The sequence below is a fragment of the Paenibacillus sp. FSL K6-1230 genome, assembly GCF_038002385.1.
In the GTDB taxonomy this organism is placed as follows: Bacteria; Bacillota; Bacilli; order Paenibacillales; family Paenibacillaceae; genus Paenibacillus; species Paenibacillus massiliensis.
Genome location: NZ_JBBOCK010000001.1, coordinates 4,875,388 through 4,899,954 on the forward strand (window position 1 = coordinate 4,875,388; position 24,567 = coordinate 4,899,954).

The 24,567-nt window shown below is 49.4% G+C and carries 24 protein-coding genes and 2 other annotated features; of the genes, 1 reads left to right on the forward strand and 23 read right to left on the reverse strand.

Annotated elements, in window-relative coordinates; translation table 11 throughout:
• Window positions 1-125: 125 nt before the first annotated feature.
• The 8 genes from obgE to MKX74_RS21540 all read right to left on the reverse strand — a co-directional run bounded on the left by obgE (window position 126) and on the right by MKX74_RS21540 (window position 6,642).
• Window positions 126-1,436 (reverse strand): GTPase ObgE, encoded by a 1,311-nt coding sequence (gene obgE, locus MKX74_RS21505; protein ID WP_025678921.1) that lies wholly within the window; start codon window positions 1,434-1,436, stop codon window positions 126-128.
• 15 nt (window positions 1,437-1,451) lie between these two features.
• Complete coding sequence (locus tag MKX74_RS21510) at window positions 1,452-2,189, reverse strand: Spo0B domain-containing protein (protein ID WP_018885402.1); 738 nt, start codon at window positions 2,187-2,189, stop codon at window positions 1,452-1,454.
• A gap of 194 nt (window positions 2,190-2,383) precedes the next feature.
• Window positions 2,384-2,695, reverse strand: coding sequence for a 50S ribosomal protein L27 (rpmA, locus tag MKX74_RS21515; protein WP_018885403.1), 312 nt, complete (start codon window positions 2,693-2,695; stop codon window positions 2,384-2,386).
• 18 nt (window positions 2,696-2,713) lie between these two features.
• Window positions 2,714-3,040 carry a ribosomal-processing cysteine protease Prp gene (locus tag MKX74_RS21520; protein WP_028591834.1) on the reverse strand — a complete coding sequence of 109 codons (327 nt, stop codon included), beginning with the start codon at window positions 3,038-3,040 and terminating at the stop codon, window positions 2,714-2,716.
• Between the two features lie 13 nt (window positions 3,041-3,053).
• A complete protein-coding gene (rplU, locus tag MKX74_RS21525) occupies window positions 3,054-3,365 on the reverse strand; it encodes a 50S ribosomal protein L21 (RefSeq protein WP_018885405.1) in 312 nt (103 codons plus the stop codon).
• Between the two features lie 12 nt (window positions 3,366-3,377).
• Window positions 3,378-3,464, reverse strand: a sequence feature (ribosomal protein L21 leader region).
• 89 nt (window positions 3,465-3,553) lie between these two features.
• Window positions 3,554-4,738, reverse strand: coding sequence for an Rne/Rng family ribonuclease (locus MKX74_RS21530; RefSeq protein WP_018885406.1), 1,185 nt, complete (start codon window positions 4,736-4,738; stop codon window positions 3,554-3,556).
• Window positions 4,739-4,826: 88 nt separating this feature from the next.
• Complete coding sequence (locus MKX74_RS21535) at window positions 4,827-5,708, reverse strand: M50 family metallopeptidase (RefSeq protein WP_018885407.1); 882 nt, start codon at window positions 5,706-5,708, stop codon at window positions 4,827-4,829.
• Complete coding sequence (locus MKX74_RS21540) at window positions 5,701-6,642, reverse strand: M23 family metallopeptidase (RefSeq protein WP_341179790.1); 942 nt, start codon at window positions 6,640-6,642, stop codon at window positions 5,701-5,703. The genes MKX74_RS21535 and MKX74_RS21540 overlap by 8 nt, the downstream gene beginning before the upstream one ends.
• Before the next feature lie 187 nt (window positions 6,643-6,829).
• On the opposite strand from MKX74_RS21540, the gene MKX74_RS21545 reads away from it, so the two are divergent.
• The gene (locus tag MKX74_RS21545) at window positions 6,830-7,537 is read left to right on the forward strand and encodes a DUF421 domain-containing protein (RefSeq protein WP_341179791.1); all 708 of its coding nucleotides are present in this window, start codon (window positions 6,830-6,832) and stop codon (window positions 7,535-7,537) included.
• A gap of 42 nt (window positions 7,538-7,579) precedes the next feature.
• Here MKX74_RS21545 and minD read toward each other — a convergent pair whose 3' ends face one another.
• The 15 genes from minD to hemL form a co-directional block, all read right to left on the reverse strand.
• Window positions 7,580-8,377 carry a septum site-determining protein MinD gene (gene minD, locus MKX74_RS21550; protein ID WP_018885410.1) on the reverse strand — a complete coding sequence of 266 codons (798 nt, stop codon included), beginning with the start codon at window positions 8,375-8,377 and terminating at the stop codon, window positions 7,580-7,582.
• 3 nt (window positions 8,378-8,380) lie between these two features.
• A complete protein-coding gene (gene minC, locus MKX74_RS21555; protein ID WP_018885411.1) occupies window positions 8,381-9,043 on the reverse strand; it encodes a septum site-determining protein MinC in 663 nt (220 codons plus the stop codon).
• Between the two features lie 75 nt (window positions 9,044-9,118).
• Window positions 9,119-9,649 (reverse strand): rod shape-determining protein MreD, encoded by a 531-nt coding sequence (gene mreD, locus MKX74_RS21560; protein WP_341179792.1) that lies wholly within the window; start codon window positions 9,647-9,649, stop codon window positions 9,119-9,121.
• Window positions 9,646-10,479 (reverse strand): rod shape-determining protein MreC, encoded by an 834-nt coding sequence (gene mreC / locus MKX74_RS21565; RefSeq protein ID WP_445667326.1) that lies wholly within the window; start codon window positions 10,477-10,479, stop codon window positions 9,646-9,648. Before mreC ends, mreD begins: the two co-directional genes overlap by 4 nt.
• A gap of 43 nt (window positions 10,480-10,522) precedes the next feature.
• On the reverse strand, window positions 10,523-11,557 hold the full coding sequence (locus MKX74_RS21570) for a rod shape-determining protein (protein ID WP_018885414.1): 1,035 nt from the start codon (window positions 11,555-11,557) through the stop codon (window positions 10,523-10,525).
• 135 nt (window positions 11,558-11,692) lie between these two features.
• Complete coding sequence (gene radC, locus MKX74_RS21575) at window positions 11,693-12,385, reverse strand: RadC family protein (RefSeq protein WP_341179793.1); 693 nt, start codon at window positions 12,383-12,385, stop codon at window positions 11,693-11,695.
• Window positions 12,386-12,397: 12 nt separating this feature from the next.
• Entirely contained in the window at window positions 12,398-13,006 is a 609-nt protein-coding gene (locus MKX74_RS21580) for a Maf family protein (protein ID WP_445667288.1), read from the reverse strand.
• A gap of 27 nt (window positions 13,007-13,033) precedes the next feature.
• Window positions 13,034-13,276, reverse strand: a complete 243-nt coding sequence (locus tag MKX74_RS21585) for a DUF4321 domain-containing protein (RefSeq protein WP_018885417.1) — start codon at window positions 13,274-13,276, stop codon at window positions 13,034-13,036.
• A gap of 122 nt (window positions 13,277-13,398) precedes the next feature.
• A complete protein-coding gene (locus MKX74_RS21590) occupies window positions 13,399-14,523 on the reverse strand; it encodes an SPOR domain-containing protein (protein WP_341179794.1) in 1,125 nt (374 codons plus the stop codon).
• Window positions 14,524-14,656: 133 nt separating this feature from the next.
• Entirely contained in the window at window positions 14,657-16,036 is a 1,380-nt protein-coding gene (gene murC / locus MKX74_RS21595) for a UDP-N-acetylmuramate--L-alanine ligase (RefSeq protein WP_341179795.1), read from the reverse strand.
• Between the two features lie 9 nt (window positions 16,037-16,045).
• Window positions 16,046-17,425, reverse strand: a complete 1,380-nt coding sequence (locus MKX74_RS21600; RefSeq protein ID WP_018885420.1) for a bifunctional folylpolyglutamate synthase/dihydrofolate synthase — start codon at window positions 17,423-17,425, stop codon at window positions 16,046-16,048.
• A gap of 151 nt (window positions 17,426-17,576) precedes the next feature.
• Window positions 17,577-20,243, reverse strand: a complete 2,667-nt coding sequence (locus MKX74_RS21605) for a valine--tRNA ligase (protein ID WP_018885421.1) — start codon at window positions 20,241-20,243, stop codon at window positions 17,577-17,579.
• Window positions 20,244-20,337: 94 nt separating this feature from the next.
• Window positions 20,338-20,594: a binding site (T-box leader), on the reverse strand.
• A gap of 231 nt (window positions 20,595-20,825) precedes the next feature.
• Window positions 20,826-22,073, reverse strand: coding sequence for a LysM peptidoglycan-binding domain-containing protein (locus MKX74_RS21610; RefSeq protein WP_341179796.1), 1,248 nt, complete (start codon window positions 22,071-22,073; stop codon window positions 20,826-20,828).
• A 290-nt stretch (window positions 22,074-22,363) separates the two neighbouring features.
• The gene (locus MKX74_RS21615) at window positions 22,364-23,269 is read right to left on the reverse strand and encodes an RluA family pseudouridine synthase (protein WP_341179797.1); all 906 of its coding nucleotides are present in this window, start codon (window positions 23,267-23,269) and stop codon (window positions 22,364-22,366) included.
• Window positions 23,266-24,567, reverse strand: coding sequence for a glutamate-1-semialdehyde 2,1-aminomutase (gene hemL, locus MKX74_RS21620; protein WP_341179798.1), 1,302 nt, complete (start codon window positions 24,565-24,567; stop codon window positions 23,266-23,268). The genes MKX74_RS21615 and hemL overlap by 4 nt, the downstream gene beginning before the upstream one ends.

A 24,567-nucleotide genomic window follows, 5' to 3' on the forward strand; every position in this document is an offset into this window, starting at 1 on the left:
AACACGACCCTCGCTCTATAGCAAGGATCGTGTTCTTCATATGTGAATCTAATATTCATGCATAGAGGCTTTGCCCCTATGACCTTCTGATCAGTATCCACTACAATTGAGGGATGTCTGCTGACTTAGTAGTAACTGCTACCCTCAACGAATTCAAATTCAAAATCATTAATGCGCACAATCGTGCCATCCTTGGCACCGCGCTTCCGCAGCTCGTCATCTACCCCCATGTGGCGCAGTGTTCTGGCCAGCTTGAGAATTGCCTCATGCGACGTTAGCTGCATCCGCTTCATCATACGTTCGATCTTCACGCTCTCGACAACGAAGATGTCGTTCTCTCTCACGATACGGAAGCTGTTATCTTCCTCCGTCTCCAGCTTGTACACCTTACGCTCCTGAAGCTCTGCTACTTCCTCAACGTCTGGCTCATCAGGAATCTGATCCAGCAGCTCGGCTGCGCGATATAGTAGCTCCTGAATACCTTGGCGTGTAAGTGAGGAAATCGGAAGAATTTCAAGATCCGGACGTACTTCAGCTACCTGACGGCGGAACTCCTCCAGATGCTCAGCAGCTTCCGGCATATCCATCTTGTTGGCTGCAACGATCTGCGGACGGGACTCCAGATTCGCATTGTACTGTCTAAGCTCCTCATTGATCTTCAACCAGTCATCATAAGGATCACGGCCCTCTGAGCCTGCCATATCCACGACATGGATAATGATGCGTGTACGCTCAATGTGACGGAGGAACTCATGACCAAGCCCTACACCCTCACTGGCACCTTCAATCAGCCCTGGAAGGTCAGCCATAACAAAGCTACGTCCATCTCCCGCTTCGACAACACCAAGATTCGGTGTAATGGTTGTAAAATGATAGGCTCCAATCTTCGGAGTAGCAGCTGATACAACGGACAGCAGTGTGGATTTGCCGACACTAGGGAATCCGACAAGTCCGACGTCAGCCATGACCTTAAGCTCCAGCGTAATATAACGCTCCTGTCCATCTTCACCATTCTCAGCCAATTCAGGTGCAGGATTAGCTGGCGTAGCAAAACGCATATTCCCACGTCCACCACGTCCACCTCTGGCAACGATAACCTCTTGCCCATGGCGGGTCATGTCGGCAAGCATCTCACCAGAATCATCATCCAGAATCATGGTACCTGGCGGTATACGAACGATCATATGCTCCGCGTTGGCACCATGCTGACTCTTGTTACGCCCTTTCTCGCCTTTAGGTGCTTTGAAGTGACGCTGATAACGAAAGTCCATCAAGGTACGAAGCCCCTCGTCTACACGAAAGATCACATGACCACCTTTTCCACCATCACCGCCCGCTGGACCTCCATTAGGCACATACTTCTCACGACGGAACGCTACGAGTCCATCCCCGCCGTCTCCGCCTTTGACATAAATTTTGGCTTTATCTACAAACATGCAATTTCACCTTCCTTATGCTTGACACTGCATCCTCATTCGAATAATATGCCCTGATGGATGCTCTTCTGCTCTTACCCGGGTATTACTGACAACAGATCGCAGCTGTAACAGCTTGTCCGATTGCTCAGGTATCCCGTCTCCTTCAATACGCACGACAATATCTTCATGGTCCATCTCAAAATACAAGCTCAGGCTGCGCACTTCTCCCCAGGACGACCGGCCCTCTCTGTGCTTGCAGGCATCAAGAAACTCAATGACGGCTGAAGCAAGCGACTCGCCGTCTTCGGGAGAGATGGCAGTCTCCAGTTGCAGTTGGTCTTCCACATGAATGCTTAGCTGTAGGTCACCAGAGCATGTCCGGAACGACTGCAAGTAGAATACAAGTGATGGGACACCCAACTTGGCAACTCGGCTCTCCTCAAGAACACGTTCCTTGATTCGTTCCACGTACTGGACCGACCTCTCATGCTTCCCCATACGGATATATCCGTAGAGCACCTGCAGATCATTCATCCAATCATGCCTGTGGTGCGTTAATGTATCCATTGCCGTCTGCTTCAACTCCCGAATGGCCGAAGCTTGCTCGGTATCTTTTTTACGTTGGGCAATCCGCATCGCAGTAACACCTGCCACGCCACCCCAAAGCCCAAGCAGGACTATACTCATTGTACCCGGAAATAAAAGTGCTATAACGAAAGGAATCAGAATCGAACATACCGCCAGCAGCGGTAAATATTTCCGCAATAACATGGCTTCTCTCCGTTCTCAACGCTTAAGGTCAGATCATGAATTCAACATCCAGTATAGCATGAGTTACTTTCCAGTACATTACCAATAAAAAAAGAATATTACTGCTATACCTCTAATGCCTGGACCCATGATCCAAATGATTCAAAAAAAGCCCCCGGCGTAATGCCGGAGGCCTGGTCACGGTTCAACCGCTATTAAGCTTCTACTGCAGCCGCTACCGGAGCGACATCAACCGGATAGACGCTAACTTTTTTGCGGTCACGTCCCCAACGCTCGAACTTAACAACGCCGTCTACTTTCGCAAACAAAGTGTCGTCTTTACCGATTCCCACGTTCGTACCCGGATGAATTTTCGTTCCGCGTTGACGAACCAGAATGCTTCCGCCAGTAACGGTTTGTCCGTCAGCACGCTTTGTACCCAGACGTTTGGAACGGCTATCACGTCCGTTCTTTGTGGAGCCCACACCCTTCTTGGATGCGAACAACTGAAGGTCCAATCTCAACATCGTGTCAACCTCCTTCATTTAGGAATTGTGTATTTCAATATACTTACCGTATGACGTTGCAATAGTCTCCAACATAACAGCCATAGATTTCATCAGCAGCTGAATCTCGTCAAAGACATGATCATGAGGCAATTCAGGAAGATCGGCACTTAAAAATCCGTCCTTCATTCTCGAGTTGAGCACGACACCTGTCAAAGCTTCAATCGAGTTAACTGTTCCTACAGTGACGGCTGATACTCCAGCACACACAATGTCTTCACCGGATTTAGCATAGTTCGCATGACCTTTCACCGAAAAACCAGCGATGCTTCCGTTCTCCATATGCTTAATGTGTACGATAATCACTTATCGAACCCTCTTATGCTTGGATTTTTTCAATCGTTACTTTAGTGTAAGGTTGACGATGACCTTGCTTCACATGGTAGTTCTTTTTCGGTTTGTATTTGTATACAACAACCTTTTGGCCTTTGCCATGCTTCTCAACCTTAGCTGTTACGGAAGCTCCGGATACGAGTGGAGTACCTGCGTTAAGACCTTTGTCATTGGACACAGCCAGGACACGGTCAAAAGTTACAGTATCACCATCATTTGCGTTCAGCTTCTCAATGTACAATACATCGCCCTCTTGAACTTTGTATTGCTTGCCACCAGTTTCGATAATTGCGTACATTGCTTGCACCTCCTTATTTCTCAGACTCGCCCTGATGCAGGTGGTCACATCCACTAGGAATGTCACACTTCGACCTCACTGGTGCGGTTACAGCATGTGCAGCAATAGATCATACACATACCAGATGATTCTAGCATATGTGGTATGTGATTTCAAGATATTATTTCAATCATGCGACCATCAGCTCATTAAGGCACAAGCGTCTTCTCCTCACGAACCTTCTTGCGAGTGATCTCGAGTAGCCCCAGCTTCGTCCAGCCTACAATGTAGGACTTGGTCCGATCCTGCTTCAGCTCCTGCTCAAGCACACTCGCCACTTCCTTTCGATGCTCGTCCCTTTCCATATCAATGAAATCGACAATAATGATCCCGCCAATGTCACGTACTCTCATCAGACGAGCAATCTCTGATGCGGCTTCCATATTCGTCTGGGTCACCGTCTCCTCCAGATTACTTCCGCCTGTATATTTGCCTGTATTTACATCAATAACGGTCAGAGCTTCGGTATGATCAATAATGATGTAGCCTCCGCCCTTCAACCAGACTTTACGTGCAAAATCCCGCTCAAGCTGCTCTTGGACACCATGGGCGTTAAAAATAGGCTCTGCCCCTTTGTACAGTCTGACGGAGGGTCGGCTGACTCCAAGCCCCTCAAGAAAGGCAATGGCCTCCTCCACCTGTGACTCCGTATCAATGATGAGCTCATCCTGCTCGGGTGTGAATGCATCGCGTATGAACCGCTGTACAATACTTAGATCCTTATGTAGCTCTGCCGGTGCATTTGTCCGTTCTGCCTTGGATTGTATGGCTTCCCATTGCCTGCGAAGCAAACGCAGATCACTTTCGATCGCCTCCTGGCCCTCGTCCTCGGAGACAGTCCGAATGATTAGTCCTTCCTCGCCAGTTCGCACTTGCTCCCCCAAGGATTTCAGGCGGGCACGCTCCCCTTCACGCTCAATCTTCTTGGAGACGGCTACATAATCAGCACAGGGCATATACACGATCCAGCGCCCAGGCAACGAATAATGGGTTGTAACTCTTGCTCCTTTATTACCGAACTGCTCCTTGAATACCTGCACAATCAGCTCTTGCCCCACATGAAGCAGACTGGCAATATCGGGCTTCACCTTCGGCTGCTTGTCCGTATGAGCGTGCAGTACATCATCCACGTACAAAAAAGCATTCTTACGCTGGCCGATGTCAACGAATGCCGCCTGCATGCCAGGAACCACATTGACTACACGCGCTTTGTAGAAGGAGCCCAGCGTATCCCGCTCCCGTGAACGCTCCGCAGCATATTCTACCAGTCTTCCCTGATCCAGTAGAGCCATCTGCGTGGTCTGCTGCTTATGGTGTACGATCATCTGTTTCATGGAATTCTCCTATCCCGGCTAAGTTCCTCTATCTATCATAACAACTTTTATGATGAGTTTATATCTCTATTTTTTCCATATTACCCCACTATGATATATTTCGGTCAGGTGGACCAGATGCATGATAATTAGTGAAAAAAGATCGTATTAACCGCTGCTCCGGGAGCATGGCTATAATGCCGCCCTCTTCATTCATGACATAAATCATATGGTATTTCTCCCTCTTAAATAGACGCAGAATCCCCTCCAAATGTTGCACCGGATGAGAGATGATTGGCGTGGCAATGATTCCCTTCTCTAGCTTTTTACGGTATTGATTATCTCGACCAAGCAGGAAGCGGACAAAACGATAGGGAAGGTTCCTGTAGTCAGTTAAATTGGAGTAAAAGAGAAACAAGCCCATAGCGAGCATATTCAAATACGGTGATCCCTTGCCTGAGAGGGCAGGGATAATCGCCGCTACACACATTATGATACTGCAGACCATACTAACGCGTAACGTATGCTGGAGAACAGCATGATAGGACAGCAGTATACTCAGCAACGCCTGGACAATCTTTCCACCATCTAGTGGAAGCACAGGCAGCAGATTAAATAACATAATCATCAGGTTGCCACGGATGACATAGTCGATAAATTCGTGTTGCTCTGTCCCCAGATTACGAATCAAGAGCAGCACAGCAATCATAAACAGATTTTGCAGAGGCCCGGCGAGTGCAATCACAATCTCCTTCCATGCCGGAAGACAGCCCTGGTCCTCAATCTCGGCCACACCGCCGAAGGGAAGCATCTGAATGGACACTACTCTCGCTCCGAGCATCGATGCAGCAGCAGCATGCCCCAACTCATGAACGAACACAATGGCAAACAAGGTCACTAGCTCAATAAAATGTCCTGTGAGCACCGAGGCCATCATGATCAGAACGAAGAGCGGATGTAAGGACAGCCTTACTCCTCTGACCTTAATCAAACGCTACCACTTCTGCCGGGTCTACGTACTGCTCTCCCTGCTTCACAGCTAAGTACAAGGTATTGGTTTCTTGTGCTTCCTGCATGATTGTAAATTGCCCCACAACGTCCCCTTCCTGTACCCAATCATTAGTCCTCAGCGAGGTGCCCGATAAGCGCCCATATATAGCAGTCAGTCCATCTGTATGACGAATGACTACTGTGCTGTCTCCTTCCGTGCCTGGTACGACATCCATGACTCGTCCCGCATCCATACTCTTAACCAGGACTGGGTCGTTTGAAAAGGATTCCGGCACAATCTCTATACCTTTCAAGCTCACGGCAAAGGGCTGGACAATGCTGCCTCGTACAGGAGGTGCCAAGTGATGCTGTCCATGCACCTGCTGCACCTTCTGCTCCAGACCCTTGAATATAGGTAAGAAGGCCGGTGAGCCGCCAAAATGCTCCTCATACCAACCAGCAACAGACTGTACATCCATATCACGATGCATTGCATCCGCTACAAACAAGCGAATCTCCGAGCTATATGGCATTTCCCAGTGGAATACTCCCCACACCAATCCAAACAAAGCAGCACTTACCCATAGCCTTCGGATTAACGATGCCACGAATGAAGGCTTTCGTGGAGCTGTGAAACTATCATTCCAGCGATGCCTATTTTTTTTCCATTCGAATTCTGGATCTGGCTCCATCTCCTGCGCTTGTCCGGCACGCATTGTTGAATCCTTCATAAGTGGCGCCGACGACTTCGGGTTGAGCGAATTGCGCTTTTGTGACTGCCTTCCTCGAATATACGGATCGATGGTCCGTATATTCGAGTCCTCTTCTTGTAGGCGCACGCTCTGCCGGTAAACATCCTGAGGATGTACCTCCTGTGTGAGTAGCTCCTGAATGCGCATTTCGCGACGACGTTTAATTCCTGTATCTCTGTCCATGTTCTGTCCCTCCAGCGAGGATCTTTTGCTTCATGTATATGAGGACGGGCTCCAACTTATGAGCAGAACCAAACGCATTGAGCAGAAGACTTATGTGCCTTATGACCAGTTGGTGAAAAATTATCGTTAACAAGTGGTGTTTTGATCTCGTGTGGAAATAATGAACATAGGAGGAGGGATTATTCAAATGCAGACTTACGCAGACATTATAGTTCGAACTATATTAGCCATTTTCAGCGTATTGCTGATTGCCCGTTTACTTGGTAAACAGACTATATCTAACATGACGTTACATGATTTTGTAACCAATATTACGCTTGGGTCCGTTGCAGCTAATTTGGCGTTTAATGTACCGTTGAAATATTCCTATTTTATTCTGACACTCGGTGTCATGGCCAGCATTTCATTTTTGCTATCCATCATAGCGATCAAGAGTAGTACATTACGAAAATGGATTTCTGGCTCGCCAACTGTGCTGATCGAGAATGGGAAGATCCTTGAGAATAACATGAAGAAGATAAGGTATACGCTTGATACGCTGAATCAGGTGTTACGAAGCAAGGGGATTTTCAATCTGAATGAGGTCGACTATGCGGTTCTCGAGGATAATGGGACAGTTTCGGTGCTATTGAAGGAGGACTACCAATTCGTAACTAGGAAGGATATGAAGCTTGCACCAAGTACCCAGAAGTTCCCTATTGAACTGGTTATGGATGGGGTAATCCTGGAACAAAACCTCCAAAATCAGGGATTAAGCAAAGAATGGCTGGAAAATGAAGTGAGGAGCAGAGGAAAACGAATAGCTGATGTGCTCTACGCGGTGAGAGGAACACATCAGCAGCTCTTTTTTGACTACTATCAAGACGATATCCGTAAGCCAATCGATAAGGAATAAAGGTTGAGCTCACAGCTACAAGGAAGCTACACCTTCAGATAGTCAGCTCTTGACCCCGAAGAATTTCTTGAAGCGAGTCAGCACACTTGTCTTCTGATCCAATTGCATCAATGGAACGGTATCTCCCAGAATACGCCGAGCAATGTTACGATATGCAATCGCAGCCTGAGAATCCGGATTCATGACGGTAGGTTCACCGATGTTAGCTGCTTTGATGACAAGCTCATCATCAGGCACAATTCCGATCAAATCAATGTTCAGTACCTGCAAAATGCCGTCGATATCCAGCATATCCCCGGATTTCACCATGCTGCTACGAATCCGGTTGACGATCAGCTTCGGCGAGCCAATCTCCGAATTTTCCAACAGTCCGATAACCCGATCTGCATCACGTACTGCTGCATTCTCCGGCGTAGTAACGACAATAGCCTGATCTGCTCCGGCAATGGCATTCTTGAATCCTTGCTCGATTCCTGCAGGACAGTCAATAATGATGTATTCAAAATCCTTCTTGAGCTCCAGAATAATATCCTTGACCTGTTCAGGCGTAATAGCATTCTTATCTTTCGTCTGTGCAGCAGGAAGCATATATAATTCCTCAAAGCGCTTGTCCTTCACCAAGGCTTGGTTCAAGCGGCAGCGTCCTTCTGCTACATCAATAAGATCGTAAATGATGCGATTCTCCAGTCCCATAACCACATCCAGGTTGCGGAGGCCGATATCCGTATCGACCAGGCACACCTTCTTGCCGAGCAGTGCGAGAGCTGTTCCGATATTTGCTGAGGTCGTCGTTTTACCGACGCCGCCTTTTCCCGAGGTGACAACTATGGCCTCTCCCATGCGCTACACTCCTTTAAACACATTAAATTCACGGCGAAGTCTGCCAATATTCGTAATTTTGTCAATTTGCATGGTATCTTCCTGCAGATATGCAAATTCCATGCCGGCCTCGCGTGATTCCCATTCATCCGGGGGACGACTGATTACGTCCGAGATCCGTACCTGAGTAGGGGCGAAGTAAGAAGCGGCAATAATCGCCTCTCTATTGCCTTCCATTCCCGCATGAGCCATTCCTCGCAATGAACCGAGAATGAACAGATCACCCGTGCAAGTAATCGCTCCTCCCGGATTCACGTCACCCAGAAACAACAGATTTCCGTTGTAATGCAGCACCTGGCCCGAACGGACCATACCTGTCATTGTATGAATATGCTGTCCTTTGTCATCCTCGGACTGCAGGTTCGGTGATTCAACGGAGCGAATAAGCAGATTTCCCCTAGTACGTAGTACCTCCAGTAAAGATTCCTTCTGCTCTTCGCTGATTTCACGGTTCCCCATCTTAATATCTACATGAACTATCGGTCCAGTCAATATATTTTGGTGGCTATGCTCAAGCTTGAAGCGCAATTCTCCCAGCAGTTCATCAAATTCACATTGATCATCCAGCAGGAATACCAGGCCGTCTTTGATGCCTTTAATCGTAACACGATTTGGTTTAACCGTCATTAGCCTGTCCCTCCCATCCCAACTCTTTCGCGCCGGAACGTCGAATCTCCTGCTTGGCCCCGCAAAAACCTGCAGCTACAAGCTCTCTTCTTTTTTGGGACGGCCACCCAGAAGCTCGAACTGCTTACGCATAGGTACATAGATGATCAATGCAAACAGGAAATGCACGCATAGATTGGGGATCATATATTGGGTAAGCGCCCAGTTAAATGAGTGCACATTGAGCTGAAATAGCTGATAGATGCCGAACAGCGTGGAGTCAAAGAGTAGACTTCCTAGCAGTACTACAGTCATCATGATCGGCATGGGAGCACGCGGGGCCTGAAAGATCAGACCCATCAGGTAAGCTGCACACCCCATAGCGAATGAATAAGGTCCAATCATGGCTCCATAAAAGATGATATCATGTAGCAATCCGAAGATAATGCCTAGCACAAGTGCAGTATGACGATGATAATATACCGCTACGAATAAAATAATGATAAAGACCAAATTAGGAGACAAACGATACTGCCAGCCACCTGGAATCAGCCAAGGGATAATCGTACCCTCCACGATAAAGAGCAGAAATAGAAGCATGATCAGTACATGTCCGCGGAACCTCATGATTCTGGCACCTCTGGAGTGAATACAACGAAGAGTTCCTTCCAGTCTGAGAATTTCGCGGCTGGTTCAATAATTGCTGTGCGTGTCTGACCGAACTCTCCGACCTTTACCTCTTCTACCTTCCCAATCAGCATGTACTTTGGAAATTCCCCACCAGTCCCGGAGGACATGATCTGATCACCGGGCTTTACAACATCGCCCTCTTCGATCCGTGTCATCTCGAACTTACCTGTATTGGGATTATAATTTTCAAGCATACCGAAGGCTTGATCCTCTCTGCCCACTACTGTAGCTGCGATGGCATTTGTAGTCGGGTCCAGTGAGGTCAGCAGCTTGACTGAAGAAGTGAAATTGGCCGTATGATCAATCACACCGACCAATCCATCAATGGAGCGAACGGCCATACCAGGCTTGACGCCTTCATTAGAGCCGATATCAATCGTCAAGGTCTTCACGACAGGATCAGAGCCGACATTGACAACATTGGCAATCTTGTCCGTGTAGTTGTATTTATTTTTCTGCATTTCAGTAAAATTGAGTTCTTCCTGCAGTCGCTTATTCTCTTCTTCAAGACCGCTGATGCGAACTTCATTTTGGGTATAACGGGCAACTGCAATCTTCAGCTGCTCGTTCTCCTGATAGACTGCTCGCATATTCGCAATATCTTTGAAGAAGCCCGCTACGGCTCCAGCGGGCTTGTAAAAAATGCTTTGTACAAAACCAGTAGTGTCCCTGACAAACTTCTCAGGCCAGGACAGAGATTCCCTGTTATTCAATGTAAAGCCCATCAGGGCTATAAATGTAACAATGCCGATCAGCAGAATAAACAGTCTTTTGTTCCCAAGCAGCTTAAACAGTGGTTACACCCCCGATTCAACGTTTGGAGCGGACTGCAGAGCTGCTGCGCGATTTGAACAGGTGGATGTTTTCGAGAGCTTTCCCTGTACCGATGGCAACGCAATCCAGTGGATTCTCAGCGACAATGACTGGCATGCCAGTCTCGCCAGCAAGCAGCTTGTCCAGATTCCGAAGCAATGCGCCACCGCCTGTAAGCACAATACCGCGATCCATGATATCAGCCGCCAGCTCGGGAGGACACTTTTCCAGAGTCACTTTCACAGCATCTACGATCGCATTTACCGTATCCGATAGCGCTTCACTAATCTCATCTGATGTAATTGTAATGGTCTTCGGAAGGCCTGTCACCAGGTCACGTCCGCGAATCTCCATTGTCTCCACGGTCTCCAGTGGCATAGCCGAACCCACTTCCATTTTCAGCTGCTCGGAGGTGCGCTCACCAATCATCAGATTATATTGACGTTTAATATATTGGATAATGGACTCATCCATTTCGTCACCGGCTACTCGCACAGAGCGGCTGGTCACGATACCTCCAAGGGAGATCACAGCAACCTCAGTTGTTCCTCCACCGATATCTACGACCATGCTACCTGTAGGCTCCCATACTGGCAAATCAGCTCCAATCGCTGCTGCGAATGGCTCCTCAATGGTGTATGCTTCACGAGCTCCTGCCTGTCTTGTCGCATCCTCCACTGCCCGCTGCTCTACAGCTGTAATGCCGGAAGGTACGCATACCATGACGTTCGGATGGCGCGGAAATATGGAGCGTTGCTTCTGAGCCTGACGAATAAAGTACTTGATCATCGTGGCTGTAGTATCAAAATCGGCGATTACTCCATCCTTCATGGGACGAATCGCACGAATATTGCCAGGCGTACGTCCAATCATTTTCTTGGCAGATTCACCAACTGCCTCTATGCTCTTCGTGTCTGTCCGCAGAGCCACTACCGAAGGCTCTCTTACGACAATGCCGCGTCCACGTACATAGACCAATGTATTTGCTGTCCCGAGATCAATTCCTAAATCCTTTGTAAATCCACCAAACATGCTGTAATCTCCTTTTCTAGTCAGTTCCATTATTGATGTAATATGTTATTATGCGGTCATTCCGACCGAATGCATACGTTGAGGGAAATGTGTGGTATTCATGAGCCCTGTGGTATTACCAACCAACACATTATATTATATAAGACCTCGTTCCTTCAAACTTACGTATTGTCCATCCCCGATGACGACATGATCCAGTACATCAATTCCGACGATGCTGCCCGCCTCGATCAGGCGTTGCGTCAATTGAACATCTTCCTTACTGGGTGTAGGATCTCCGCTCGGATGATTATGGGCGCAAATGATGGAAGCGCTGCTGCATTTGATGGCTGCCCGGAACACTTCTCTAGGATGCACCACCGCAGCGTTAAGACTGCCAATCGACAAGGTCTCTTGAGCAATCACTACATTCTTCGTGTTCAGAAAGAGACAGACAAAATGCTCTTTCTGCAAATATCGGAGCTGCTCAGAGAGCAGGTCGGAGACATCGCGAGGACTACGGATTGCGGGAGACAACGTATGCCGGGACAGGGCTAACCTACGCCCGAGTTCGATACCTGCCTTGAGCTGAAGTGCCTTGGCTGTCCCAATTCCCTTGATCTCCATCATTTCTTCAAGACTGAGATCCACCAGTTGGCGCAGATTACCTGCTTGCATCAAAATCCGCTGTGCCAAATGTAAAGCTGATTCCTGCTGTGTGCCTGTCCTTAGTAGAATGGCAAGCAACTCAGCATGACTTAAAGCCTCGGCCCCATACTGCATCATGCGCTCTCTTGGTCGTTCTTCATGGGGGAGGTCGCGAAGCATGAACTTATGCGACTCCATCATAGCATTCCCCTTTTATTGCGGGCGAAGCACATGTATCCCGAATTCAGACAACATGTCTGTCAAAAGAGACACTGGTAGCCCAACCACGTTAAAATAGCACCCCTCGATCGCTTCCACCAGGGTGGCTCCAAGTCCTTGAATTCCGTAGGCACCCGCCTTATCTGCAGGCTCTCCTGTAGCAACATACGCCCGAATAGACTGCTCATCCAGAGGCTTCATCGTTACGAGCGTTCTACGACTGCTAGTCCGTGTCATTCCGTTTCCTGTATGTAGACAAGCCACACCTGTGAATACTTCATGGGTTCTTCCTTGCAATGCTGTAAGCATTCGAACAGCATCCGAATGATCTACAGGCTTGCCGAGAACCTCGCCGTCGAGCACCACAATCGTATCGCTCCCAACGATAACAGCCTCTGCTGCGTCAGGCTCCATCGTATCACGCACAGAAGATACCTTCCGAAGAGCCAGAGATTCAACAATCTGTGTAGGACTAAGACCTTCCTCAACCTCTTCGTCCGCATGACTGACAATTACCTCGAATGGCAACTGCAATGCAGTCATGAGCTCTCGTCTACGCGGTGATCCCGATGCCAAAATGATATGCGGAACATCCATATTCATCACAGTAGCTTACTCCTTTGACCACAACTAGAGCCTGCGGTACAGCCAGATCGCTACAATAATGCCGATCAAACTGAGCAGGCTCATCTGCAATGTTAATGTTATATTGTAGCTGATGATATCCAGATCAGCCGCAGGCTTCCATGTTATGGACGTAGCCTTCGTCAAGAAGGACAGAACCTGAACCGACTGAAGCGCCTTGGCAATCCAAGCCCCCAGCAGCCAGCCGAGAATAATAAACAGCGTAAATATGCCTGCATTTTTCCTCATCCTGATCTTCCCTCGCCATTTTTTTACACCATATTATTATACGGTGATTTCAGGTGCAACACAAACAGAAATCCGGCACGGGGAAGTATTTCCAGTTCCACGCCGGATCATAGGGCACTTGGCTATTGTTTGATGAATTCCAGCAGCTGTCGCTGTCCAAAAACATATTTCATCATGGAGGATTGTACCTCCCATAAATGCTCCTTCGCCTTATTCTTGTTGTATTCCGACAAAGCCGACATCGCACTGTTCATCGACTTGATTAATTCTCCCTCTACGAGCGATTTCGCTTCGCCGGGAATCCCCTTGGACAATAAAGTCACGCTCTCCGTCCAGCGTTGATGTATACTCTCTAGCTCTGACATGGTGGAGTCCTGCACCTCACCAGGCTGCGCCACACGAAGCAATGAGGCAGACAAAGTTGTCAGACTGTGAACAAGCTCGGTGCTGACCGTAAAATATTCCTCTGCTCCGTCCGGAGTACCCGCAAAAGCAAGCCTGTCTGCTCCAGGAAGATCCAACTGGCGGACATACAGCTCCATGCCTTGCGTCTTCATCTGCCCTCCCAGCAGCTTCGCCTGCTCCCGGTCAGGAGAGATTCCCGCATATACCCTGTTATCCTCAAGAGTATCCCTTCCAGAGGCTACACCAGCGGCGGCCAGCTCTGTCGCAGCCTGCAGGGCGCGTTCCTCCGAGCTGAATACTCCATATTGAAGCATGTAGTAAGAGCTTGGAGATATCTTCGCCTCTACCACAGGAAATGATGGAGGTACACTAAGCTCAGCAAGTGTGCCCTGCTCCTGAGAGAATACGGGAACAGCAGCCTGATTCTCAAGTGATGGTGCTTGCACACTGCTGCTATCACCGAAGATGGCCAGCACAATATAGCCGAACAAGGCACCCGTCATCAAAGCGCTGGTTACAGAGCCAGCAATTTTCCAGGGTGAGGTACGACGGACTCGTGCAACAGGACTTACCTTTTCTCTCCAGTAAGCAGGAGAAGACCATGAAGAAGCGGATGCTCCGAACGGGTCGTCCCAGTCCTCATGTCCCGGTACAGGCACTTTGTCCACCTTGGATGGACTGTCTTTGAACTCTTCTATGCTTTGCGCAGCAGGCTCCGTCACTAAAGATTCAGTCGGCTCTTGCCGGACCGGTCGCAGTCTGTCAGCAGAACCATGCGTCGTTTGCTTCGATGGATCAGCCTCTGGCTGATTGAAGTGGAACGTCATTCTGGAATTATTCACGGTACACACCCCTTGTCCCTTTAAGCCTCATATCAAGTTGTATGCACCGCGTTCCCGTTTTATGACTGTTTTGTTCAAAAAAAAGTGCCCTGAGCCGCCGATAAATCGACGACAGGACACTTCAAGTTGTAGTCTAGGACAAACGCCCCTTCAAATGCTGAGCAATTGCTTCCCCAGCCTTCCAGATATCTCCGGCTCCCATCGTAATGACAAGGTCTCCCGGCTGAATTCGCTGCTGGAGCTCCTCCACTACAGCCTCCTTGGTAGGCAGATAGCGAGCATTAGCATTGCTATTACTTACAATCAGTTCCACCAGCTTGGAGGAATGAATTCCTTCAATCTGCTTCTCTCCAGCTGGAGAGTAAATATCGGTTATGATGACCTCATCCGCTCCGCCAAAGGCACGACTGAACGCATCCAGCAGGAAGAAGGTACGGGTATACCGCTGTGGCTGGAATACAGCAACGATACGCTTCCCTGTAGCTCGTGCAGCGCTGATCGTGGCTTCAATCTCCGTAGGGTGGTGAGCATAATCGTCAATAACCAGAATATCATTATAATCACCCAGCACTTGAAAGCGTCGCTTGGCCCCGTTAAATTCTACGATCGCCTCGGCAATACGGCTGAATTCAATTCCTGCCTCCAGACAAGCAATGACTGTAGCCATGGCATTATACACATTATGCCGTCCAGGTACCGACAGGCGAATCACACCAAGCGGCTGACCTTTATGATTCATCATAAAGGATACCTGACGATCTCCCAGGTGAATATCGGTTGCAGTGTATTCCGCCTCAGAATCGATTCCATAGGTCGTCAGACGAGTCGTCAATTGCGAACTAAGCTCCTGAATATTAGCGTCATCCGCACATACGACAGCTGTTCCCTCAGGTCTAATCTGATTCAGGAACTGGACATAGGCTTTCTTGAGCTCGGCAAAATCCCCATTGTAGTTCTCAAGATGATCCGCTTCAATATTCGTAACGATCCCTAGCCACGGATGATATTGCAGGAAGGAGCCATCGCTCTCGTCCGCCTCAGCAACGACGCAATCTCCTGTGCCAGCCTTGGCATTGGTGCCCACGTTCATAATCTCTCCACCGATAATGTATGTGGGATCCGTTCCGCAACGTTCCATGACGAGAGCGATCATTGAAGAGGTCGTTGTCTTGCCATGAGCTCCAGCAACCGCTACGCCTTTCCGTTCATTCATCAGCCGTGCTAACATTTGTGATCGATGCAGGGTAGGTATATTCAACTGCTCAGCTGCTACGCGCTCCACATTATCACGTGATAATGCTGTTGAATATACGACCAGATCAGCACCATGTACATGCTCCGCCGTATGGCCAATGTATATTTTTGCACCCTTTGCTGCCAGCTTCTCGGTCAGCTCCTGTGCCGCAACGTCTGAGCCGGTCACCGTGTACCCCATTTCCAGCATGACCCGTGCAATGGCGCTCATTCCATAACCGCCGATACCGATAAAATGAACATGTTCTGCAGTATTCAACAAAAAATTTCACCAACCTTTTTCCGAATCGGTCTGATGCACAAGAGTCGCACGCACATCGGAAATCAGATACAATGTGCCGGACACGACTCCTAGATCCCCCTCTTCTGTACGCGACTTTAACAGCTCAAGCGACTGCTTCCAGTCTCGTTCCACAATGACTTGTAAATCTTGTTTTGCATATAATGGGCGCAATCTATCCACCAGGTCTGCCAGTTCTCCGGCATCCATCTTGCGGCGAAAATCGGGCTCGGTCAGGATAAGCGTATCCACTAGTGGCAGTATATGCTTGAGATAAGCTTCGTGATGCTTGTTCGCAAGCATCCCCATCATGAAAATCAACTTCCGGTACTTGAACAGCGAAGGAATGCTCTTGGCAAGTGACTCTGCCCCTTCAGGGTTATGAGCACCATCGACGACGATTCTCGGCTCCGTTGATAACAGCTCCAAGCGCCCCGCCCAGTGTGTCTTTCGGAAGCCCTCCAGCAACGGCTCATCGTCAAGTACGAAAGCCATATACTGGCGCAGTACCTCCAGTGTCATCATAGCACCGGCTGCGTTCGTACATTGGTGCTCGCCCAGCATGGTGATCGAAATCTCCAATTCTCTGAACGGACCGGCAAAGCGGAAGCTCTGTCCATGCTCATCGGCCCCAAGCAGCTCATATATGAAATGCTCACCAGCAAGATAGAGCGTAGCCCCCTTAGCAATGGCAGTCCTCCGAATCACTTCAAGAGCTTCCGGCTGAGTGACACAGCTCACGACAGGCACACCGGATTTGATAATCCCTGCCTTCTCTCCAGCAATCTGCTCCAGCGTATCCCCCAGAATATCCGTATGATCGAAGCCGATATTGGTAATTACCGACACAATCGGGGTGACAATGTTGGTAACATCCATCCTTCCCCCGAGCCCTGTCTCCCATACCACAACATCAGGAAAAGTGACTGTTGCATAATACAAAATGGCAAGGGCCGTAGCTACCTCGAACATGGTGGGGGAGCCAAGCTCTGTCTCCGCAATTTCCTGTACCAATGGGTACAGACGATTGGACAGCATCACAAGATCCGATTCGGAAATGTCAGCTCCGTTAAACTGAAAACGATTTGTAAATTTGGTGATGTAGGGAGAGGTAAAAGTCCCAACATCGTAACCATTCTCCAGCAGCACGGATGTAAGCATCGCGCAGGTAGAGCCTTTGCCGTTGGTTCCAGCTACATGGATGAACTTCAGATGTCGATGCGGCTCACCCAGCATGGTCATCAACCGTTCAATTCGTTCCAGGCCAGGTCTGATGCCAAATGGAATCAGACCATTAATCCAGTCAACTGCTTCAGTATATGTGTGTAAGGGTCCCGTTGACCCGGGAGCCTCGTACTGTTCAGACATGCTTTTCACCTTCAGGTCGCTATTATTTGTCACGCTGCTACAGCCAGCTCTCTTCCAGCCGTACCAAATTACACAGCCAAATTGCTGACAAGCACCTCAGACCATGGGGGTTTGTCAGCAAAATGGTTGTTATTTCATCAACAAGCGTGTGTTAATCCTTCAACTCCTGGATACGAGCAATCACCTTATCCCGCTTATCAGAGTAGTCTGCATGCTTGGCACGCTCCTCCTCAATAACCTTCGCTGGTGCCTTGGCCACGAAGCCCTCATTAGACAGCTTCTTGTCAATACGCAGCACCTCGTTGTTCAGATGCTGAAGCTCCTTCTCCAGTCGGGCAATCTCCTGTCCGATATCGAGCAGACCCGCTAGCGGTAAATAGAGCTCTGCTCCGGTTACTACTGCAGACATCGCCTTGTCTGGTACATTCAGCTCAATTCCATGCAAGAAATCGGAGGTATTGCAGAAGCGACGAATGTACTCTCCATTACGGCTCAGAATATCCAGAATATGCGAATCTGCTGCCTTCACCTGCAGCTCAATCTTCTTACTCATCGGAACATTCACTTCAGCACGGATATTTCGCACCGAGCGAATCACATCACGCAGATGATTCATCTCGGCTACCGCTGCTTCATTCTCCAGGGCAGCATCATATACCGGCCAGGAGGCAAGTGTGATGGTCTCCCCTTCATGAGGCAAATGCTGCCAGATTTCTTCGGAAATAAATGGCATGAACGGATGAATCATGCGCAGTGTACGATCCAGTACATAAGCAAGGACGGATTGTGTCTTCTTCTTGGCTGCTGGATCCTCTCCATATAGTGTGAGCTTGGAGAATTCAATATACCAGTCACAAAGATCATCCCATATGAAGTTATACAGAAGACGTCCAGTCTCCCCGAATTCATAGGCATCTATTAGACGCGTAATATCACGTGAAGTTTCGTTCAGTCTATGCAAGATCCAGCGATCTGCCGTACTGAGTTCACCCGTAATATCAATATCCTCGTACGATACGCCTTCCAGATTCATCAGAGCGAAGCGGGAAGCATTCCAGATCTTGTTGGCAAAATTACGAGCCTGCTCCACCTTCTCAATGCGGAAGCGCAGGTCCTGCCCAGGCGTACTGCCTGTCGAGATCATGTAGCGCATGGCATCCGCACCATAGCTCTCAATGACCTCCAGTGGGTCTACCCCGTTGCCAAGTGACTTAGACATTTTGCGTCCTTCAGCATCACGAACAAGTCCATGAATCAATACATCCGCAAACGGTCTTTGTCCAGTGAATTCCAAAGCGGTGAAGATCATCCGTGCTACCCAGAAATAAATAATGTCATAGCCTGTTACGAGTACATTATTCGGGTAGTAACGCTTGAAGTCTTCTGTCTCATCAGGCCACCCCATGGTAGAAAACGGCCACAGTCCTGAGCTGAACCAAGTGTCGAGCACATCCTCGTCCTGCTTCAGCTTGCGTCCCGCATACTCTGGCAGCGTCGTAGGGTCCTCGGCGCTGACGATAATCTCGCCAGTCTCCTCGTCATACCAGGCTGGAATTCGGTGACCCCACCATAGCTGTCGGGATACACACCAGTCTCTGATATTTTCAATCCAGTGCAGATAGATTTTCTCGAAGCGATCCGGTACGAATTGTACACCATTACCGCCTTTTTGCGCTTCAATAGCAGCATCGGCGAGCGGCTTCATCTTCACGAACCACTGTGTGGACAAGTAAGGCTCGATTACAGCATTCGTCCGCTCACTATGTCCTACCTGATGCACATGATCCTCAATGCGAATCAGCACACCCTGTTCCTTCAAGTCCGCGACGATCTGCTTCCGGCAATCACTACGGTCGAGTCCTTGATATTTGCCAGCTTCTTCATTCATAGATCCATCTTCATTCATCACATTGATCTGTGGCAGCTGATGGCGTTGCCCCATCTCGAAGTCATTAGGGTCATGGGCAGGCGTAATCTTGACTGCGCCACTACCAAATTCCTTATCTACATAATCGTCAGCAATGACAGGGATCTCACGGCCCACAATAGGGAGGACCAGCATCTCGCCGATCATATCCTTGTAGCGCTCGTCCTCTGGATGAACGGCTACGGCCACATCTCCCAGCATCGTCTCAGGACGTGTCGTTGCCACCGTAATATGCCCATTACCATTCTTAAGCGGATATTGCAGATGATACAGGTGACCATTCACTTCCTTGTATTCTACCTCGATGTCAGACAGCGCTGTACGAGCCACAGGGTCCCAGTTAATGATCCGCTTGCCGCGATAGATCAGACCTTTATTATAGAGCTTGACGAACACCTCACGAACGGCCTTGGATAGACCCTCGTCCAGCGTAAAGCGTTCACGGGAGTAATCCAAAGAGAAGCCCATTTTTTCCCATTGTCTATGGATATTGTTCAGGTAAAGGTCTTTCCACTCCCATACCTTCTCCAGAAACTTCTCGCGTCCCAGATCATAGCGGGTCAGCCCTTCAGCGCGAAGCTGCTGTTCTACCTTGGTCTGTGTAGCGATCCCTGCATGGTCTGCTCCCGGCAGCCACAGTGCATCATAGCCCTGCATCCGCTTCGTACGAATAATAATATCCTGTAAAGTGAAATCAAGGGCATGACCAATGTGCAGCATTCCTGTCACATTCGGGGGCGGAATAACGATCGAGAACGGCTCTGCTTCTGGCAGACGTCCTGCACGAAAATATCCTCCATCCATCCAGTACTTATACCACTTTTGCTCCGCCGATTTCGGATCATAGGTTGTCGGCATCTCGGTTGTTGCTTGGTGCTCTTGCTCTGACATATCTATTCCCTCCAACGTAATTGGTTTTCCGTGCTCTAATCCGCATTCAATACCATGCATATATGGGGACGAAAATAAAAAAAGCCCTCCATCCTCAAAGGACGAAAGGCTGTTCTTTCGCGGTACCACCTTTGTTTCACATCCCTGCAATTGACCCATAGGGGTACAAGGTTGTGACACTCTACGGATAACGGCCGTCCCCGGCTTGTTCTAATTCGCATCTTGCCTCGGCGGGTTCAAACAAGCGACTCCCGGGCGACTTCGGCCAGCTGCATCCTGCGGAACCTCACAGCGCTACAATTCCGCTCTCTGAAGGGCTCACTGCCTACTCTTCCCGTTCAATGTCTGTTGTATAGCTGGCAGATGACCTTGCGCTATTCAAAGCGCGTGATGTCAAGCACATCATCTCTCCAGTTGCTATACCACATCATAACTTGCTGAATGCTGTTAGTCAATATCCAAAGCCCCGCATTGCCTTTTACACGGAGTATAGCTGTCTTTTCAGAGCTCTAGTAGATGGCATAATTCAAAAAATCAGACACAGGTTGCTTAGAGGCTACGAGCTCACGCTCCGTTCATACATCATGGGATGAGCAATACCTGTCCTTCCTCCACCCCATGCTCTGTAAGCCTGTTGTATAGCTGCAGCTCACGTACACTTAGCTCATAGCGGTCGGCAATGGTCTCCAGTGTCTCCTCCCGTTGCACAATACATAGCCTCAGCTTACGGAAAGCTCCTTGCTCCTCTTCACTGCGCTGGAACAGGGAATTCCACCGGCCACCTGCTGCTTTGAAATCCTCTGGCTCCTGCTCAGCATGTGCTTCTGCCTCCGTTGCTTCATTAGCAGGCGGCTCCTTGGATACCCGTGAGGTTGGTAGCAATGTAGAGAACGGAACAGACTCCAGTTCGGTAACCAGAACATCCTTTTTGCTGCCGAAGGCCACCTTCATTTCCTTCTTGTCCTCTGAGGATGAATCCACAGCTGCAGTCACTTCTTCTTGCTCGTTCTGTAGTTCGGATTCAGACAGAGCGGATACCGCAGCATCGGAGTCTTCTATCTGAATATCGGAGGAAGGATCACGCTCATCTACATCCACCTGTTGCTCCCGTTCTTCATTCCATGGCGAATGGTCAGCATCCGTGTTCGCTTGGGATGTACCAGATGGCCTGTCAGGCTCACGAATTTCTTCTCTCGCATGGGAGGCACTCTCGAACTGCCAGACCTGTGGCTTATTCGATGACTGTTCAGCAGCCGGTTTATCTGACGAAGAAGAGCTATGTGCAGCGGAATCGCCAAAATGAGGACTCCATTGCTCTGGAGCAGTCGTTGATGATGCCACAAAAGCAGAGTCCGGCTCACTCTGTTGCTCCTGTACTTCCTCTCGCTGCTGCACAAGATTTGTGGGAGGCTGCGGTGTATGCACAACCGTAAATTCGTCCTCGGCCCAGACAGAAGAGTCGGCTGGCTCTATCCCTTCCACCCCATGGAGTGACAACACCCCGGTAATATTCAGACTTCGCAAAGACAACAAATCCACATCGAAATTTTCAATTTCTACCGAGATGTCCTCTACACTGCTGACCCGGTTCATAGGAATCGTAATTTCCACAGGGATGAGATGAGTAAGGCTCTGAAGCTCATTTTCCTCTCCCCGATATACCCCTTCAAGCAGCAAATGTCCGCGTAACGCCGCCTGATCCTCCTGCTCAACAACCTGAATCCGCGGCAGTAGCTCAATCTCCTCTAACTCTACTATGCCCGCAGCTTCCTCCGTCAGATGGATACGTTCATAGATATCAAAACGCAAGCCATAGGGCCTATCTTGCATGGATAGCATCCTCCTTTCGGGAGCTTCCGCATGTTCGTTGCCTGTGCGGATAGTCCTTAATCCAACCATTGTTCGTTCGGTTCATGTATATGCACCAGAAAGAAGAGCATGCCATCTTTTGCAAAAAGAACCCTCGTGATCAGCCCAATGCTGTATACGTTGTAGCTCTCTTCTTAACAAAAAAACAGTGCCACACTTCCCCTGACAAGCGGTCTCGGACGAAGTCCTTCCTGCTTAACTTGTTAATTGGGGAAGTCTAGCACTGATCTATTTGCATATTTAGTAATTTGCTATAGCTTCAAACGTTCATACAACTCTCGAAAGTCCGATGGCCAAGGATCATGGACGAGGATCTCCTGTCGACTGATTGGATGCTGGAAGGTCAGCTCCTCACCATGAAGTGCCTGCCTCCGCATCTGTAATGACGGACCTCCATATAACACATCACCTAGCAGCGGATGGCCGACATGACTCATATGCACGCGAATCTGATGGGTCCTGCCTGTCTCCAGAGTCAGGTGTACAAGAGTAGCTCCTTGCAGATATTCCTCAGTCTGCACAAGGGTAACTGCCTCTTGACCGGTAGTCGATACGCGCCGTCGCTGCTTATGGTGTCGATCCTTACCGATCGGCTCATCAATCCGAACCAGATCCTTCGGCACCTTACCCTGACCCATAGCAACATAGCGGCGGTGGATTTCCTTGCTCCTCATCTGCTCGTCCAGCTTGAGCTGAGCAAAGCCATTCTTTGCATACAGCACAGGACCTGTCGTGTCCACATCCAGACGGTGGATATGCCGCACAGGTGTCCGAATTCCGTTCATCTCATAATAAGATGCCACCGCATGATCCAGAGTGACAGGACCGTCTCCCGCTCCTCCATCCGGATGTACAGGCATGCCGGCAGGCTTGTGCACGACCAGACAAAAGTCGTCCTCGTACAGGACTGTCAGTTCATGCCACCTCGGCTCCACACCGTAGTCCAGCTCAGGGAACAACTGTATCCGCAACCGATCTCCGGCTAGCAGGATAAGCTTATCATGCTGTAATCTACGGTATAGCTTCTCAGGCATGCCAAGCTGCCCCTGTATCCAACGCTCTGCGGCAAGGTGCTTGTCCTCACTTGAAGTGACCTCCTTGCCAGGAGTCAGCTCTAGCCACGGTCCGCGTCGCTTCCAGCTCTTCCGCCAGCTCATAGACGTTTCAGCGCATTATAGTTGGCTTCAATCGTGGCATCAATATCCTGAATAGTGTGCGCTGCCGATACGAACATGCCCTCGAACTGAGAAGGCGCTACACTGACTCCCTCACGCACCATTTCCGCGAAGTAGCGACGGAAATGATCCGGATTGCTTGCACGTGCCACTTCATAATTTGTAACCTGCTTGTCGTTAAAAAACGGACACACCATAGAGCCTACACGGTTAATGGATACAGGGATTCCGATCTCCCGCGCATTACGTTCGAAGCCCTCCTGTAGTCTAGCCGCCCGCTCCTCCAATTGGTCATAGATCTCTGGCGTGAGTAGACTCAGTGTGGTGTAGCCTGCTGCCATAGCCAGTGGATTGCCACTCAATGTTCCTGCCTGATAGATCGGGCCAGCTGGTGCCATCTGCTCCATAATCTCTCTTCGTCCACCATAGGCACCGACCGGAAGACCGCCACCAATGACTTTGCCAAGACACGTCAGATCCGGGGTAATGCCAAAACGCCCTTGAGCTGAATGATAGCCAACACGGAACCCTGTCATAACCTCATCGAAAATAAGCAGACTGCCATATTGCTCAGTCAATCGGCGCAAGCTCTCCAGGAATCCAGGCAGCGGAGGAACAACTCCCATATTTCCCGCTACGGGCTCAACAATGACGGCTGCGATATCCTCACCATATTTCTCAAAGACCAGAGACACAGAAGCCTCGTCATTATAAGGCACCGTGATCGTATTGCTGGCTACGCCTTCTGGTACGCCCGGGCTGTCAGGCAGTCCCAGCGTAGCTACCCCGGAGCCTGCCTTGATCAACAGGCTGTCAGCATGACCATGGTAAGAGCCTTCGAATTTGAGAATTTTGCTACGTCCGGTATAGCCTCTTGCCAGACGAATAGCGCTCATGGTAGCCTCGGTGCCTGAGTTAACCATCCGTACAATATCAACAGAAGGCACCCGTTCGCAGACGAGCTGCGCCATCTCGGTCTCCAGCAGTGTTGGTGCACCAAAGCTTGTGCCCTTGATCGCGGTATCATGCAACGCCTTAACAACCTCTGGGTGTGCATGTCCCATAATAAGAGGCCCCCACGAGCCGACAAAATCAATGTAAGCATTGCCGTCAATATCGTATACATAGGCCCCTTCACCACGTTCCACGTAAATGGGGGTAATCCCTACGGACTTGAAGGCGCGAACAGGGCTGTTCACTCCACCTGGAATATACTGCTTGGCTTCAGCAAAGGCTGCTGCTGATTTTCCATCATCATGTCTTCCAAAGGGTTTGCTCAT